This window comes from Asaia spathodeae NBRC 105894 (assembly GCF_025994195.1).
Taxonomy (GTDB): Bacteria; Pseudomonadota; Alphaproteobacteria; order Acetobacterales; family Acetobacteraceae; genus Asaia; species Asaia siamensis.
Map to the genome: position 1 here is coordinate 236089 of NZ_BAPY01000026.1, position 13821 is coordinate 249909.

At 60.5% G+C, this 13821-nt stretch carries 14 protein-coding genes; 7 read left to right on the plus strand and 7 right to left on the minus strand.

Annotation, left to right across the window (positions count from 1 at the left end; all coding sequences use genetic code 11):
* Positions 1–41 precede the first annotated feature (41 nt).
* Both AA105894_RS10430 and AA105894_RS10435 read right to left on the minus strand, forming a co-directional pair.
* Positions 42–527: a hypothetical protein gene (locus AA105894_RS10430; RefSeq protein ID WP_267311640.1), complete on the minus strand. Its 486-nt coding sequence runs from the start codon at positions 525–527 to the stop codon at positions 42–44.
* A gap of 24 nt (positions 528–551) precedes the next feature.
* Positions 552–1052 carry a Fur family transcriptional regulator gene (locus AA105894_RS10435; protein ID WP_188425457.1) on the minus strand — a complete coding sequence of 167 codons (501 nt, stop codon included), beginning with the start codon at positions 1050–1052 and terminating at the stop codon, positions 552–554.
* Positions 1053–1142: 90 nt separating this feature from the next.
* Here AA105894_RS10435 and AA105894_RS10440 point away from each other — a divergent pair, with 90 nt between their 5' ends.
* Genes AA105894_RS10440 through AA105894_RS10450 form a run of 3 tightly spaced genes read left to right on the plus strand, consistent with a single transcriptional unit; the run spans position 1143 to position 3478 of the window.
* A complete protein-coding gene (locus AA105894_RS10440) occupies positions 1143–2006 on the plus strand; it encodes a metal ABC transporter solute-binding protein, Zn/Mn family (RefSeq protein ID WP_267311641.1) in 864 nt (287 codons plus the stop codon).
* Complete coding sequence (locus AA105894_RS10445) at positions 1999–2676, plus strand: metal ABC transporter ATP-binding protein (RefSeq protein ID WP_267311642.1); 678 nt, start codon at positions 1999–2001, stop codon at positions 2674–2676. The genes AA105894_RS10440 and AA105894_RS10445 overlap by 8 nt, the downstream gene beginning before the upstream one ends.
* On the plus strand, positions 2663–3478 hold the full coding sequence (locus tag AA105894_RS10450; RefSeq protein ID WP_267311643.1) for a metal ABC transporter permease: 816 nt from the start codon (positions 2663–2665) through the stop codon (positions 3476–3478). Before AA105894_RS10445 ends, AA105894_RS10450 begins: the two co-directional genes overlap by 14 nt.
* 34 nt (positions 3479–3512) lie before the next feature.
* On the opposite strand, the gene AA105894_RS10455 is transcribed toward AA105894_RS10450, so the two are convergent.
* Positions 3513–3638: a hypothetical protein gene (locus AA105894_RS10455; RefSeq protein ID WP_264784144.1), complete on the minus strand. Its 126-nt coding sequence runs from the start codon at positions 3636–3638 to the stop codon at positions 3513–3515.
* A gap of 67 nt (positions 3639–3705) precedes the next feature.
* On the opposite strand from AA105894_RS10455, the gene AA105894_RS10460 reads away from it, so the two are divergent.
* From AA105894_RS10460 to AA105894_RS10470, 3 genes are all read left to right on the plus strand, one after another.
* Complete coding sequence (locus AA105894_RS10460) at positions 3706–5187, plus strand: sugar porter family MFS transporter (protein WP_267311644.1); 1482 nt, start codon at positions 3706–3708, stop codon at positions 5185–5187.
* A 194-nt stretch (positions 5188–5381) separates the two neighbouring features.
* Complete coding sequence (gene accD, locus AA105894_RS10465) at positions 5382–6257, plus strand: acetyl-CoA carboxylase, carboxyltransferase subunit beta (RefSeq protein WP_267311645.1); 876 nt, start codon at positions 5382–5384, stop codon at positions 6255–6257.
* Positions 6258–6319: 62 nt separating this feature from the next.
* On the plus strand, positions 6320–7633 hold the full coding sequence (locus AA105894_RS10470) for a bifunctional folylpolyglutamate synthase/dihydrofolate synthase (protein WP_267311646.1): 1314 nt from the start codon (positions 6320–6322) through the stop codon (positions 7631–7633).
* Positions 7634–7666: 33 nt separating this feature from the next.
* On the opposite strand, the gene hydA is transcribed toward AA105894_RS10470, so the two are convergent.
* A complete protein-coding gene (gene hydA / locus AA105894_RS10475) occupies positions 7667–9091 on the minus strand; it encodes a dihydropyrimidinase (RefSeq protein WP_267311647.1) in 1425 nt (474 codons plus the stop codon).
* A 130-nt stretch (positions 9092–9221) separates the two neighbouring features.
* On the opposite strand from hydA, the gene AA105894_RS10480 reads away from it, so the two are divergent.
* The gene (locus AA105894_RS10480; RefSeq protein WP_267311648.1) at positions 9222–10664 is read left to right on the plus strand and encodes an NCS1 family nucleobase:cation symporter-1; all 1443 of its coding nucleotides are present in this window, start codon (positions 9222–9224) and stop codon (positions 10662–10664) included.
* Here AA105894_RS10480 and AA105894_RS10485 read toward each other — a convergent pair.
* The 3 genes from AA105894_RS10485 to preA are packed head-to-tail and all read right to left on the minus strand — an operon-like array spanning position 10636 to position 13821.
* On the minus strand, positions 10636–11283 hold the full coding sequence (locus tag AA105894_RS10485) for a TetR family transcriptional regulator C-terminal domain-containing protein (RefSeq protein WP_267311649.1): 648 nt from the start codon (positions 11281–11283) through the stop codon (positions 10636–10638). The genes AA105894_RS10480 and AA105894_RS10485 overlap by 29 nt on opposite strands.
* 16 nt (positions 11284–11299) lie before the next feature.
* Positions 11300–12535 carry a M20 family metallo-hydrolase gene (locus tag AA105894_RS10490; RefSeq protein ID WP_267311650.1) on the minus strand — a complete coding sequence of 412 codons (1236 nt, stop codon included), beginning with the start codon at positions 12533–12535 and terminating at the stop codon, positions 11300–11302.
* 17 nt (positions 12536–12552) lie between these two features.
* Complete coding sequence (gene preA / locus AA105894_RS10495) at positions 12553–13821, minus strand: NAD-dependent dihydropyrimidine dehydrogenase subunit PreA (protein ID WP_267311651.1); 1269 nt, start codon at positions 13819–13821, stop codon at positions 12553–12555.

A 13821-nucleotide genomic window follows, 5' to 3' on the forward strand; every position in this document is an offset into this window, starting at 1 on the left:
CGGGATCCTTATATGACGGTCAGGGGTAGAAAGAACCGGCCTCAGCCGATCGGTATCTGTCGCGACAGCAGATAGCAGGCTGCGCCGAGACGCGCACTCATATCGGGGTCATCCTCAAGCCAGGGCGCGATATGGACCTTACGCACGCGCAGCAGAATCGTCCCGGTCTCGGCGGGTTCTTCAGAGAAGGCGGCAAAAAGCGGCAGAAGCGCTGGCCGCTCGCAGAACATCAGAGGCTGACGCGCATCCAGAATCAGCCCCTCCGCCATCGTCGTCAGCGCGTCTGCCTCAGGAAGCAGGCTGTAAAGCCACCCATCCTCCCGCTCCTTCTCCGAAAAGGCCCGTGTCGTGACAATGAGAAGTGGCGCTTCTTCCGGCAGCAGATGCGTGCGTCTGACAGGGGGAACATAGTCGAACAGGTCAGGCTGCGCGCAGGGCGCCTCTTCCGGTCGCGCGACACGGGAGATGCGCTCGCGACGGGAATGGAGGGCACCGCCAGCAAGCGGCAAACCGTCAGCGCGGGCCATCGCCTGCCAATCCGCCCCGAGAAATCAGCCCTGCTGGCAAATGGCACAAAGCCCTTCGATCTCGACCGTCGACTGATGCGGCTTGAAGCCGATCTTCTTTGCCGCACTGGCAATGGCATGCGAGATTTCGCTGTCTTCCACCTCACTGACCGCACCGCAGCCACTGCAGATCAGAAACTGGGCGCGATGACCGCAGCCATGGCCATGATGGCATTCGAGACGATGTGCGCAGCCGATAAAGGCGCTCATCCGCTCGATGCGATGAATCAGCCCCTGGGCCAGAAGAAAATCAAGCGCGCGATAGACCGTCGGGGGGGCAGCGTTGCGTTGATACTGACGCAGATGATCGAGAATATCATAGGCCCCGACGGGCTTGCTGCTATCGAGGATCAGGCCGAGCACCAAGCGTCTGGTATCCGTGAGACGGCTGGCGCGCGTGGCACAAAACGCGGCGGCACGATCGAGAAGCGCGAGAATCTGGGGAGAGAACGGGTCCTGATCGGTCATGGCCGTGCTGCTGAGCATGAGGGATTTCCTTTTCCGGCTTGTCCTGACCAGAGTTCCGCCTCTATATCGCGTATCTCAGTCGTTATAATATAACTAAAGGCGACTTTTTTGCGCCAGACCCTGTTCCTGCTGATCTGCTTCCTGTCCCTGCTGGGCTCCGCACGAGCCGAGCCGGTAAGGGTTTTCTGTGCCGAGGCGCTGTGGTGCGATCTGGCCAAGGCTCTTGGGGGCGCTGCTGTCAGCACGACCAGCATTCTGACCTCACCACGCATCGACCCGCATGATTTTCAGGTCACGCCCGATATGGCGCGCAGACTGGCCGATTCCAATATCGTGCTGATGATGGGCGGGCATTATGACGACTGGGTGCCGCCTCTGCTGTCTGCACAGCCCAGCACGTCACGCCATGTGATTTCCGTTGCCTCACTGGCGGGGCTCGGGCCCAATGACAACCCACATCTCTTCGACGATCCCGAAGCGGTCAGACACATGGTTGAGGCGCTTTCGACTGAACTGACCCGGCATCTGCCGGATGACGCGCCATCGATCAAAGCCCGTCAGAACGACCTGACAGCCATGATCACGTCTTTTGCCGATCGCCTGAAAAAGCTTCGCCCCCAGACACAGGGTATGAAGATTGCCGTGGCCGAGCCCGTGGGCGGACCATTGCTACAGGCCCTCGGTATCGAGGTGATCGATCCGGAATTTGCTCTGGCGGCAATGAACCACGACGACCCGGCGCCACGCGATGTCGCTCGTCTGGAAGACGCGCTACGCGAAAAGCGGGCCCGGATTCTGCTCATCAATCCGACCGTCAGAAGCCCCTCTCTGGCGCGTATAGAAGCGCTGGCGCGCGACTCCCATGTAACCATCGTGAGCTTTGACGAATTTCCCGAGGCGGGACAACCCTGGCAGGACTGGATGAAAGCCCGGCTGGACCGGCTGGTTGCGGCGCTCGGTGTTCATGGCTGATATCCCTCCCGCGATCCTGCTGGATCGGGTGACGCTGAGCCATGGCGCGCGTCTCCTTGTCGAAAAGGCCGATCTCGCCCTGAAACCGGGCAGCTTCACGGTGCTGGCGGGTGCCAATGGCCATGGCAAGACGACGCTGATGCGCGCCCTGCTGGGGCTGCATCCAGCCCGTGAGGGCAGGATTGCGGTTCTGGGCCGCTCGCCGCGCGCCGCGCGCCAGTTGATCGGTTATATGCCCCAGGAGCGTCGGCTTCCCGCCCCGCAACTGACCGGGCGCGCCCTGATTGCTGCCTCGTGGCATGGGACGCGTTTCGGTCTGCCGGGCTGGGGGCGTGGCCTTGCGGACGACCTCAAGGCAGCCCTGTCGCTGACTGGTGCCGAGGCTCTGGCCGAGCAGCCGCTGAGCCAGCTTTCCGGCGGGGAGAGACAAAGGCTGTTTCTGGCCGAGGCACTGCTCGACAAACCCGCCCTGCTCGTACTCGACGAGCCGCTGAGCGGCATGGATCTCCACTGGCAGCAGAAAATCCTGACCATGCTTCAGGCCCGCTGCCGCGAGACAGGCATGGCCGTGCTGATGTCGTGCCATGGGCTCGATATCGTCAGACCCTTTGCCGACCATCTGCTGCAGATCTCTGAGCACAAACTGGAGCTGAGCGATGCTGCATTATGAGTTCATGCAGAATGCCTTTCTGGCCTCCGGTGTCGTCGCCATACTGAGCGGTCTCGTTGGCTGGTTTCTCGTTCTGCGTGGTCAGAGCTTTGCGGGTCATGCCCTGTCTCATATCGGCTTTGCCGGGGCGACGGGCGCCGTGCTGATCGGGTTGTCACCGCTCATGGGCATGGCGCTTTCAGCCGTGATCGCCGGGCTGGTTCTGGGGTGGGAAGCCGAGGGCGATCTGCGCGCCAATGCCGCAACGGCCAATCACAGAGACAGCGTGATCGGCCTTGTTCTGGCTGCGAGTCTCGGACTGGGGCTTCTGTTTCTGCAATGGCAGCATGCCCCTGTCAGCAGCACGACAGCGCTCCTGTTCGGCAACGTGCTAGGGGTGGATCACGCCACGCTTCGTCTGCTGTTTCTTCTCGCCGGGCTCTGTCTGGCAGGGCTGTGTTTTCTGGCGCGACCTCTGCTTTTTGCCAGCCTCGACCCCGATCTGGCGGCGGCAAAAGGCGTCAGGCTGCGGTTTGTCGCATGTGGGTTCATGAGCGTTGTGGCGCTGGCCACAGCCATCTGCTCGGAAACGACCGGCATATTGCTGGTGTTCAGCCTGCTTGTCGGTCCTGCGGCCTGCATGCTGAGGCTGGGTCTGGCCCCGTGGGCAGGCCTTGCCGGCTCGGCCCTTCTGGCGCTGGCCCTGTCATGGGGCGGGCTCGTTCTGTCCTGGTATACGGATGCGCCGGTATCGTTCTGGATCAGCCTTGGCGCCGCACTCAGCTATATCGCCGTGAGATTTCTCGCGCCCGCGACGCGCTAGGCTTTTCTCCCGCAATGACGTCGTCAGGCGTCCTTCAGTCGATATGCCAATCGAGCAGCATGATGCCCACGATAAAGGCTGCCAGCACGATATGCATGATGATCAGTTCACGCAGATTGATCGTGGGCACATCGGGCTTAAGCTTGGACATCTTGGCCATGAACGGCTCCTTCTTCCTTTTTACCCGGCTGGTTTAAACCAATTAGCGGGTATCCGGTTATATCGTCATGAAAAATAATTCAGAGACGGTTCGCCCCGAAGCGACGCATCACGACGATCATCCGATCGAGGTTTCGCCCTATGCGAAATACATCCTGATTCTGGCCGCCGTTGTGGCAGCCATATGCGGCGGCCTCTACGGCTATGATACGGGCATCATCTCGGGCGCCCTGCTGCTGATCTCGGATGATTTCCATCTCAGCAGCACGATGCAGGAGATGGTGGCCTCCGCCATTCTGGCGGGTGCCATCATCGGGGCATTGGCGGCGGGATCGTTCTCTGAAAAATACGGGCGGCGCGCCTGCGTGACCCTGGTGAGCGGCGTGTTCGTGCTGGGCGCCCTGGCCTGCGCCTTTGCACCAGATGTATGGCTGCTGATCGTTGCGCGCGTGTTCCTCGGGTTTGCGGTTGGCGGGTCGACCCAGGTCGTGCCGATGTACATCTCCGAGCTGGCCCCGGCTGAAAAGCGCGGCACGCTGGTGACCATGTTCAACGTAGCCATCGGTCTCGGCATCCTTCTGGCCAATATCATCGGCTTCACCCAGCGCGAGGCCTGGGGCTGGCGCCCGATGGTCGGGTTGGCCGCCCTGCCTGCTGCCATTGTCTTCGTCTCGATGTTCTTCATGCCCAAGAGCCCGCGCTGGACGGCAGAAAACGAAGGCATGAAACGCGCCATCATCGAACTGGGGCGCATCCGCACTTCCAAGAAGGTTATCCGCAAGGAAGTACGCGAAATGCGGGAGAACGCGGAAGCGGCCAACCCCAGGAACCGTGGCTGGAAAGGGTTGTTCCGTCCATGGGTGCGCCCCGCTCTGGTGGCGGCACTCGGCGTGGCCTTCTTCACGCAGTGCGGCGGGCTGGAGATGATGATCTATTACGCGCCGACCTTCCTGCGCGATGCGGGTTTCGGGGCCTCTTCCGCCCTGATGGCCTCGCTGGGTGTGGCCATTACCTACTGCATCATGACATTTATCGGCTGCCTGATCGTTGATCGCGTAGGGCGTCGTCGCCTCATGCTGATCATGGGGCCGGGTTCGATCGTCAGCCTGATCGGGCTTGGCATCGTCTTTGCCATGCATCCGGCCCCGAACAGTGTCGGCTCCTATCTGGTGATCGTCTTCCTGCTGCTGTTCATGGCATTCAATTCGGGCGGTATCCAGGTCTGCGGCTGGCTGCTGGGTGCCGAGATGTTCCCGCTCTCCATGCGCGGTCAGGCCACCAGCCTGCACGCCGCAACGCTCTGGGGTTCGGATCTGCTCGTAACCGGCACGGCGCTGACACTGGTACAGCTCATCACTCTGGGCGGCACCATGTGGTTCTACGCCGCGGTCAATCTGGCCTCGGTGCTGTTCATCTTCTTCTTCGTGCCCGAGACTGCTGGTGCCACGCTTGAGGATATCGAACTGGCCCTGCATGAGAAGCGCTTCCGCCCGACCCGTGGCCAGACACGCATTGTGTCAGAAGACGAACAGGAAGAAGCCGCCGCCTGAGGGCAATGATTTTCGCCTGATCAGGACATGACGAACGGGGTGGCTCTTATGGCAGGAGCCACCCCGTTTGTGGAACTGGCATTACGATCAGAAGATCGCTAAAAGCACCCTCATAGTGACTGGAGCCATCCAGACCGCAGCGTCCCGGCGCATGGGGCTTTCCGCATGCGGGACAGGCGAGAAGTAGGATCAAGATGAGCTGGCTGACCGAATACGTTCGACCGAAAATCCGTGGCCTTTTGCAGCGCGAGGTGCCCGACAACCTCTGGACCAGCTGTGAATCCTGCTCACAGATGATCCTCATCAAGGATCTGGAAAAGGCACAGCGCGTCTGCCCGCATTGCAACCATCACGGCAAGGTCAAGGCCACCGAGCGTCTCGACTGGACGTTCGATGACGGCAAATACACCAAAATCGAACTGCCCAAGGTGCCGAGCGATCCGCTCGGCTTCCGCGACCAAAAGAAATATGCCGATCGTCTGAAAGACGCGAAGGCCAAGACCCATCTCGATGAGTCACTGGCTGTGGCCCATGGCAAGATCGGCGGCCACGATGCGGTCGTAGCCGTGATGGCCTATGAGTTCATGGCGGGCACCATGGGCACCGCACTGGGCGAAGCCTTTATCGCTGCCTGCCGTCTGGCTGTGCTGCAGAAGGCCGCTCTTGTGATCTACACGGCCTCTGGTGGCGCCCGTATGCAGGAAGGCGTTCTGTCGCTCATGCAGATGCCGCGCACGACCATCGGCGTCGAGATGCTCAAGGATGCAGGCCTGCCCTATATCGTTGTGCTGACCAACCCGACGACTGGCGGTGTTTCTGCATCGTTCGCCATGCTGGGCGATGTCCAGATTGCCGAGCCGGAGGCGCTCATCGCCTTTACCGGTCCCCGCGTGATTCAGGACACGGTGCGCGAGAAGCTGCCTGAAGGCTTCCAGCGTTCGGAATATCTGCGTGACCACGGCATGGTCGACATGGTCGTGTCGCGTCATGACCTGCATGCGAAGCTTGGCAGCCTGATCGGCATGATGATGAACAAGCCTGCCGTTGCGGCGGCGGTCGAAGCCGCCTGACAGAATGACTGCCCCCGCTCTGGCGACAGAGCGGGGTTTTTACTGCCTACCGGATGATTTCCATGACGACCAAAGCGCCCCCGGCCAAGCTCAGCGATGAATATGAGGGCCGGACCGGCGCCGTTCTGGCCCGGGTTCAGGCGCTTTATCCCAAGCTCATAGATCTGTCTCTCGATCGTCTTCATGCCCTGCTGGGCAAGCTGGGTAATCCTGAGCGCTCGCTGCCGCCGGTCATTCATGTGGCAGGTACCAATGGTAAGGGCAGTACCTGCGCCACGCTGCGTGCCATCGCCGAGACTGCCGGATGGTCGGTGCATGTCATGACCAGCCCGCATCTGATCGATGTTACCGAACGCTTCCGTATCGCCGGAAAACTGGTGAGTGAAGACGCGCTTGTCGCCACACTCGAGGAAATCGAGCGCGTCAATGCGGGTGACCCCATCACCGTTTTTGAGGTCCTGACAGCAGCAGGGCTTCTGCTTTTCGCGCGAAACAGGGCCGATCTGGTCATTCTGGAAGTCGGTCTGGGCGGGCGTCTGGATGCCACCAATGTGGTGGCCCGCCCCGCCGCCTGTGTGATTACACCTGTCGATCTCGATCATCAGGCCTTTCTGGGCGAGACGCTGACGCTCATCGCCGCCGAGAAGGCGGGCATCATCAAGCCGGGTGTGCCTGTGGTCTGTGCCGCCCAGCAGGAGGCGGCCCGGCTTGTCATCGAGGCCAGGGCAACAGCCTGCGCCGCCCCGCTATGGCAGGTCGGACGCGAGATCGGTTTCACGCTCCATGAAGGGGGCGGCCTGTCCTATCACGATCCGCTGGGCGCTCTTTCCCTGCCAGCCCCCGGTCTGAAGGGAGTTCATCAGGCAGGCAATGCGGCCCTTGCCGTGGCGGCTCTGCGCGCCAGTGGTCTGCCTGTCCCCGAAACGGCGTGGGTCGGTATTGCCCAGACGCAATGGCCCGCCCGTTTGCAACGTCTGGAAGGCAGGCTTGCCGCAGAACTGCCCGAAGGCTGGGAGCTATGGCTGGATGGCGGTCATAACCCCAATGCAGGCGAAGCTCTGGCTCCGACACTCGCAGCCTGGTCGGACCGCCCTCTGCATGTGATCGTGGGCATGAAGCAGAGCAAGGATGCCTCAGGCTTTCTCCGTCCGGTGCAGCGCCATGCCACGACACTTCATGCTGTGAGCGAAGAAGGCCAGCACCTTGCCTTGCCCGTCGAGGATATCGTTGCGGCCTCTGGTGGCGTCGCTCTGCCCGGACCGACCATCAGCGCCATTCTCCCGCGTCTTCAGGGACCGCCCGCCCGGGTGCTGATCTGCGGCAGCCTCTATCTCGCAGGGGTGGTGCTGAAGCAGGATGGCTCCATCCCGCAATAGGCCCCCCGCGCCTGAGCAGCCGACCGGTAGATCCTACACTTTTTGCCAGAGAGGTCGCCCGCGACCCAGAGCCGGACGCCGGATATAGCGGCCCTTGCCGCGTTCGGCGCGAAGCGTACCCTCATCCCACACCACAACGCCCTGACTGATGGTTTTCACCGCCAGTCCTGTCAGGGTCATGCCCTCATAGAGCGTATAATCGACATTCTGATGCAGGGCGCCCGCCGTGATTGTACGGCTGGCTGACGGGTCCCAGAGCACAAGATCAGCATCGGCCCCTGGCGCAATACAGCCCTTCCTCGGGTAGAGATTGAAGATGCGCGCCGTATTGGTGGAGGTGATGGCCACAAATTCTTCAGCGCTCAGACGACCGCTGACCACGCCATGATGCCACAGAACGCTCATGCGTTCCTCGATGCCGGGCACGCCATTGGGTATTTTGGTGAAATCGTCGCGCCCACGCATTTTCTGGTCCTGACAGAAGCAGCAATGATCGGTTGCTGTCGTCTGCAATTGTCCTGAGATCAAGCCGCCCCAGAGGGCCTTCTGATGGGCTTTGGGGCGAAAGGGCGGGCTCATGACATGACGCGCCGCCTGAAGCCAGTCGCTGTCGTGATATACGCTGTCGTCAAAGACCAGATGCTGAGGCAGGACCTCACCATAAACCTTCAGCCCTTTGAGCCGTGCCGCCGCGATGGCCTGTGTCGCCTCTTCGGTCGAGACATGCACTATATAGAGCGGCGTGTCGTCATAGAGCGGCGTGTCGTCGAGCTCGGCCAGGGTAATGGCCCGCTGCGCGGCCTCCCCCTCAATGGCCGCCGGTCGTGAGAGCGGGTGGGATGACGGGCCGGTCTCCCCTTTCGCCAGAAGCTGCGCCTGCAGAAACGCGATGGCATCGCCGTTTTCGGCATGGACAGTGCAGAGGGCGCCTAGCTCTCGCGCGCGTTGCATCGAACGCAGAAAGACCGTGTCATCGATCATCAGCGCATTTTTATAGGCCATGAAATGCTTGAAGGAGTTCACCCCGCCTTCTCTGACGAGACGCCCCATATCGTCATGAACCTGCTCATCCCAATGCGTCACGGCGACATGGAAGCCATAATCCGAAGCAGCTTTTTCAGCCTTGCCCCGCCAGGCGCGCCAGGCGTCGAAAAGCGATTGCCCCTGATCGGGAATGACAAAATCGATGATGCTTGTTGTCCCACCCGCAAGACCTGCCGCCGTGCCGGTGAAGAAATCATCGCTTGCTGTGGTGCCCATGAAGGGCATTTCCATATGGGTGTGCGGATCGATACCGCCCGGCATGACCAGCAGCCCGCTGGCATCAATGACCGTACAGCCTGTCGGCGCTTCCAGATCGGCGCCTATCCGGGCAATCCGCCCCGCATCGTCGCATAATATATCGGCGTCGAAGCGCCGTTCTGCCGTAACGATGAGGCCGCCCTTGATCAGTAGCATGCGCTTGTTCCCGTCGCCAAAAAGCCCGAAACAGAATATCGTTGTATTATCGAAATCATAGAGCTAGCCTGACCATATGGTCAATCTATTGCTCGATTTCTGTCGGGTTTATTGAGGCAGGGGCAAGGCAATGGCGCAGTCAGGGATAGTCTTTCCGTCAGGGCCGCTATCGAATGCCGATCTCGCTCCGGTTCAGGAGCGGCACTGGGCGTGGCGCGATTATCTCTTTCTCTGGATGTCCAATGTCCATAGCGTTGCAGGCTATCTGACGCTCGGCAGCTTTTTTACCATGGGGCTGAATGTCAGTGCCGTATTGGCCGGGCTCGTTCTGGCCATTCTGCTGGTGCATCTCCTGTGCAATCTCGTGGCCGTGCCGAGCCAGAAGGGCGGTGTGCCCTTTCCCGTCATGATACGGGCGGCTTTTGGCGTTCATGGCGCGATCATTCCGGCACTGGTGCGTGGTGTGATTGCGGTCGGCTGGTATGGTATTCAGACCTGGCTTGCCTCGAACGCCATCGTTCTGTTCGTTCTGCATTTCTTTCCCTCCACGCTGTCTTATGCCGATCTGCACCGTCATGGGGCACTGGGTCTCTCGATGCTGGGCTGGGCGGCTTTCCTCTCTGTCTGGCTGCTGCAACTGGCAGTGTTCTGGCGCGGCATGGAGGCCATTCGTCACTTTATCGACTGGGCAGGCCCGGCCATTTACGGCGTCATCCTCGTTCTCGATGCAGCACTTCTGATCCGGACCCATGGGCAGTGGCATTTCTCCGTTCTGCCTCAGGGCGGGTTATCAATATCTGCCACAGCAGGCGGCGCGCTGGCCGTAACCTCTCTTACCCTCGCCTATTTCTCACCCATCATTCTGAATTTCGGCGATTTTGCACGCTACGGCATCAGTATGGGTGACGTGCGTCGGGGTAATTTCTGGGGGCTGCCAATCAATTTCATGGCGTTTGTCCTGCTCGTTCTGACCACGATCATTCTGACGCAGCCTGCACTCGGCCGCCTTGTGCTCGACCCTGCCGAAACCATCGTTCTTTTCGACAGCCAGACCATTCTTCTTGTCGGCACGCTGACGCTTGTGGCCGCAACGATCGGCATCAATATCTCGGCCAATTTCGTCTCGGCTGCGTTCGATTTTTCGAATATCGCCCCGTCATCCATCTCATGGCGTCAGGGCGGGATCATCGCATCGATCGGCGCCATCGTGCTGACACCGTGGAATTTCTACGCCCATCCCGAACTCATTCATCTGACACTGGATATTCTGGGACTGTTTATCGCCCCTGTGACCAGCATCCTGCTTGTCGACTACTATATCGTGCAGAATAGACAGCTCGATCTCGCGGCGCTTTACAGCACCACTCACGACGACACCTACTGGTATAGCCGCGGCATGAACCCGAGGGCGCTGACAGCCCTTGGTCTGTCTGTCATCCTTGGTCTGCTGGTTGTCTTCCTGCCCGCACTCGCCGCGCTGCAGAACTTCTCATGGGTCATCGGTTTTGTTGCAGGAGGGATTTCTCATGCCCTTCTGTCGCACTTCAGCCCTGCTGCACGAAAAGCGGCCTGATAAGGGTCAGGAACGTCTCGATTCCGGCTTCATAATCCGTATCGAGCAGGCTCTCGCGATCAAGCAGGGCCTCGAACTGCACCTGCATATCGGCATAGGCCTGCGTACCTGACCAGAGCAGACACATGAAATGCGTCGGATCGATCACCCGCATCAGCCCTTTTGCCTGCCAGGCCAGAAAGATCTCGGCATGTCTCTCCACATGGGCGCGCAGGGTCTCTTTCAGAAAACCCTGAATCATCTGGCCGCCTGAGAGCAATTCCTGGGCGAAAAGACGCGACCCTTCGGGGCGCATGCGCGAGAAGGCCATCTTGGCGCGTATATAGCCCTCCATCCCCTCCATCGGGTCGCGCTCTGGCGAGAGCCATTCATCGGCATCTGCCAGCCATATATCGAGCAGACGCGCCAGAGTGGCCTGATAAAGGGCCTCCTTGGAGTGGAAATAATAGAGGATATTGGCTTTCGGGATGCCGCAGAGCCCGGCTATTTCCTCAACACGCGTGCCTTTCAGCCCTCGCGTGCCGAATGTCCATTCCGCCGCATTGAGGATCTGCGGCAAGGTGGCGCGTCGCGGCGCGCTGGGTTTTCTGCTTCTTGTCGGCTCGCAGAGATCTGTCACACCGTCGATCCTCTCATCAGAAAGCCAGGTCGGCCCTCAGCAACGCCCCAAGCAGCACATTGGCGCCTGCTTCGGCTTCGGCCTCCGTAATACTTTCGGATTCGTTATGACTTAGCCCGTCGCGACAGGGAACGAAAATCATGGCCGTCGGGGCAACACGCGCCATATAGGCGGCATCATGACCGGGACCTGAGACGATCTTCATCGACTCAAATCCGGCCTCGGCGGCAGCATCACTGACCATGGCAACGCAGCGCGGATCGAAGGGAACGGCTGGCGCGTCCCAGATCGGCCGGATGGCGAGCGTCACCCCCATTGTCTCGGCAATCGCCTTGAACCGGGCCCTCAGCTCCTGCTCCATCAAGGCAACGATGCCGTCATCGGGATGACGCAGATCGACCGTGAAGAAGGTCTCGCTGGGTACGACATTGCTGCTGTTGGGCCTGTTTTCGATCAGCCCGACCGTACCCAGAGCCTGCGGCGCATGAGCGCGGGCGATATCCGAAACGGCACCGATCATGGTGGCGGCTGCCAGAAGGGCATCACTGCGCAGGGTCATGGGGGTGGAGCCGGCATGGGCATCCTTTCCGCCAATCGTCACCTCATACCAACGCATGCCCTGCACACCCGTCACGGCACCAATGACACGGTTCTCCACCTCAAGGATCGGCCCCTGCTCGATATGCAGCTCGAAATAAGCCGCAACCGGTGTGGCGCGACAGGGTCTCTCCCCACGATAGCCAATGGCATCGAGAGCATCGCCAAACCGGATACCAGCGCGGTCATGCTTGTCGAGCACCTCCTGCTCGGTAAAGGCACCTGCATAGGCACCAGAGCACATCATGGGAGGCGAAAAGCGCGAGCCTTCCTCATTCGTCCAGTTGATCAGCTCGATCGGATGACGGGTGACATGACCCGACTCCTCAAGCGCGCGCAACACGGCAAGACCGCCCAGCACTCCAAGGATACCATCGAATTTTCCACCCGTAGGCTGGGTGTCGAGATGGCTACCCATAGTGAGCGGGGGCAAGGTCTCATCCTGCCCTCGCCGTCTGGCAAACATGTTCCCGAGCGTATCCACCGTCACGACACAGCCAAGCCGGGTGCAGGCAGCGGCAAACCAGTCGCGCACCTGACGGTCTTCTTCTGTCAGGGTCAGCCGCCTGATGCCGCCTTTCTCCGTGCCACCAAAACGGGCGGTTTCCATCAGATCGGCCCAGAGGGCGCTACCATCGATGCGAATATTGCTCATGCTCTGCCTTTCGCTCTTTACGCTGTGAGACGATGCGTATTGGAGGGATGCTCGAGCCAGGTCATCTCGCTGTCGACGGGCTGGGGCACCATGGTGATGCAGTCATCCACCGGGCAGACATGGGCGCAGAGATTGCAGCCGACGCATTCATCCTCGATCACGCTGTAATGGCGGCGATCGGGGCCGGTCTGTCTGGCGATGGCCTGATGAGACGTGTCTTCGCATGCGATATGACACAACCCACATCCGACACAGCTTTTCTGGTCGATATGCGCGAGCGTGCGAAAATTCATGTTGAGCTGGTTCCACGGCACGAAACGCGACACGGCCCTGCCGCTCAGATCGGGCAATGTGGCGTAGTCTTTCGTATCCATCCAGTTCGACAGGCCATCGATCATGTCTTCGACAATGCGAAAGCCGTAATGCATGGCTGCGGTGCAGACCTGCAGCGCATGAGACCCCATGGCCATAAATTCGGCCGCATCGCGCCAGTTGCTGATCCCGCCCATACCTGAGATCGGTATGCCCGCCATTTCCGGGTCGCGTGCAATTTCACCGATCATGCGCAGTGCAATCGGCTTGACCGCCGGACCGCAATACCCGCCATGCGTGCCCTTGCCGCCTACGACTGGCATGGGCGCCATGGCATCGAGATCGACCCCGATGACCGACTGAATGGTATTGATGAGAGAGACGGCATCGGCCCCGCCCCGGCGCGCAGCACGGGCAGGCATGAGAATATTGGTCACATTGGGTGTCAGCTTGACGATGACGGGCATGCGCGTGTTCTGCTTGCACCAGCGCGTGACCATCTCGACATATTCCGGCACCTGACCGACCGCAGAGCCCATATTGCGCTCAGACATGCCATGCGGGCAGCCGAAATTGAGCTCGATCCCGTCAGCACCCGTCTCTTCGATCAGGGGCAGGATAGCCTTCCAGCGATGCTCTTCGCAGGGCACCATCAGACTGACGATCAGCGCGCGGTCAGGAAAATCGCGTTTGACGCGCTTGATCTCGGCAATATTGGTCGCCAGAGGCCGGTCCGAAATCAGCTCGATATTATTCAGCCCCATCAGACGACGGCCCTCGAATTCGAGCGCGCCATAACGCGAGCTGAGATTCACCACAGGCGGGTCTTCACCCAGCGTTTTCCAGACCACGCCGCCCCAGCCTGCCTCGAAGGCACGGCGGACATTATATTCCTTGTCGGTCGGGGGCGCAGAGGCCAACCAGAACGGGTTGGGAGATGTAATTCCGGCGAAATTCGTGCGCAGATCGGCCAT

What these genes read in the sequence shown, in the direction of transcription:
- AA105894_RS10430 (WP_267311640.1), bottom strand. Translation starts at nt 527, where the DNA reads ATGGCCCGCGCTGACGGTTTGCCGCTTGCTGGCGGTGCCCTCCATTCC.
- AA105894_RS10435 (WP_188425457.1), bottom strand. Translation starts at nt 1,052, where the DNA reads ATGCTCAGCAGCACGGCCATGACCGATCAGGACCCGTTCTCTCCCCAG.
- AA105894_RS10445 (WP_267311642.1), top strand. Translation starts at nt 1,999, where the DNA reads ATGGCTGATATCCCTCCCGCGATCCTGCTGGATCGGGTGACGCTGAGC.
- AA105894_RS10450 (WP_267311643.1), top strand. Translation starts at nt 2,663, where the DNA reads ATGCTGCATTATGAGTTCATGCAGAATGCCTTTCTGGCCTCCGGTGTC.
- AA105894_RS10455 (WP_264784144.1), bottom strand. Translation starts at nt 3,638, where the DNA reads ATGGCCAAGATGTCCAAGCTTAAGCCCGATGTGCCCACGATCAATCTG.
- AA105894_RS10460 (WP_267311644.1), top strand. Translation starts at nt 3,706, where the DNA reads ATGAAAAATAATTCAGAGACGGTTCGCCCCGAAGCGACGCATCACGAC.
- accD (WP_267311645.1), top strand. Translation starts at nt 5,382, where the DNA reads ATGAGCTGGCTGACCGAATACGTTCGACCGAAAATCCGTGGCCTTTTG.
- AA105894_RS10470 (WP_267311646.1), top strand. Translation starts at nt 6,320, where the DNA reads ATGACGACCAAAGCGCCCCCGGCCAAGCTCAGCGATGAATATGAGGGC.
- hydA (WP_267311647.1), bottom strand. Translation starts at nt 9,091, where the DNA reads ATGCTACTGATCAAGGGCGGCCTCATCGTTACGGCAGAACGGCGCTTC.
- AA105894_RS10480 (WP_267311648.1), top strand. Translation starts at nt 9,222, where the DNA reads ATGGCGCAGTCAGGGATAGTCTTTCCGTCAGGGCCGCTATCGAATGCC.
- AA105894_RS10490 (WP_267311650.1), bottom strand. Translation starts at nt 12,535, where the DNA reads ATGAGCAATATTCGCATCGATGGTAGCGCCCTCTGGGCCGATCTGATG.
- preA (WP_267311651.1), bottom strand. Translation starts at nt 13,821, where the DNA reads ATGGCCGATCTGCGCACGAATTTCGCCGGAATTACATCTCCCAACCCG.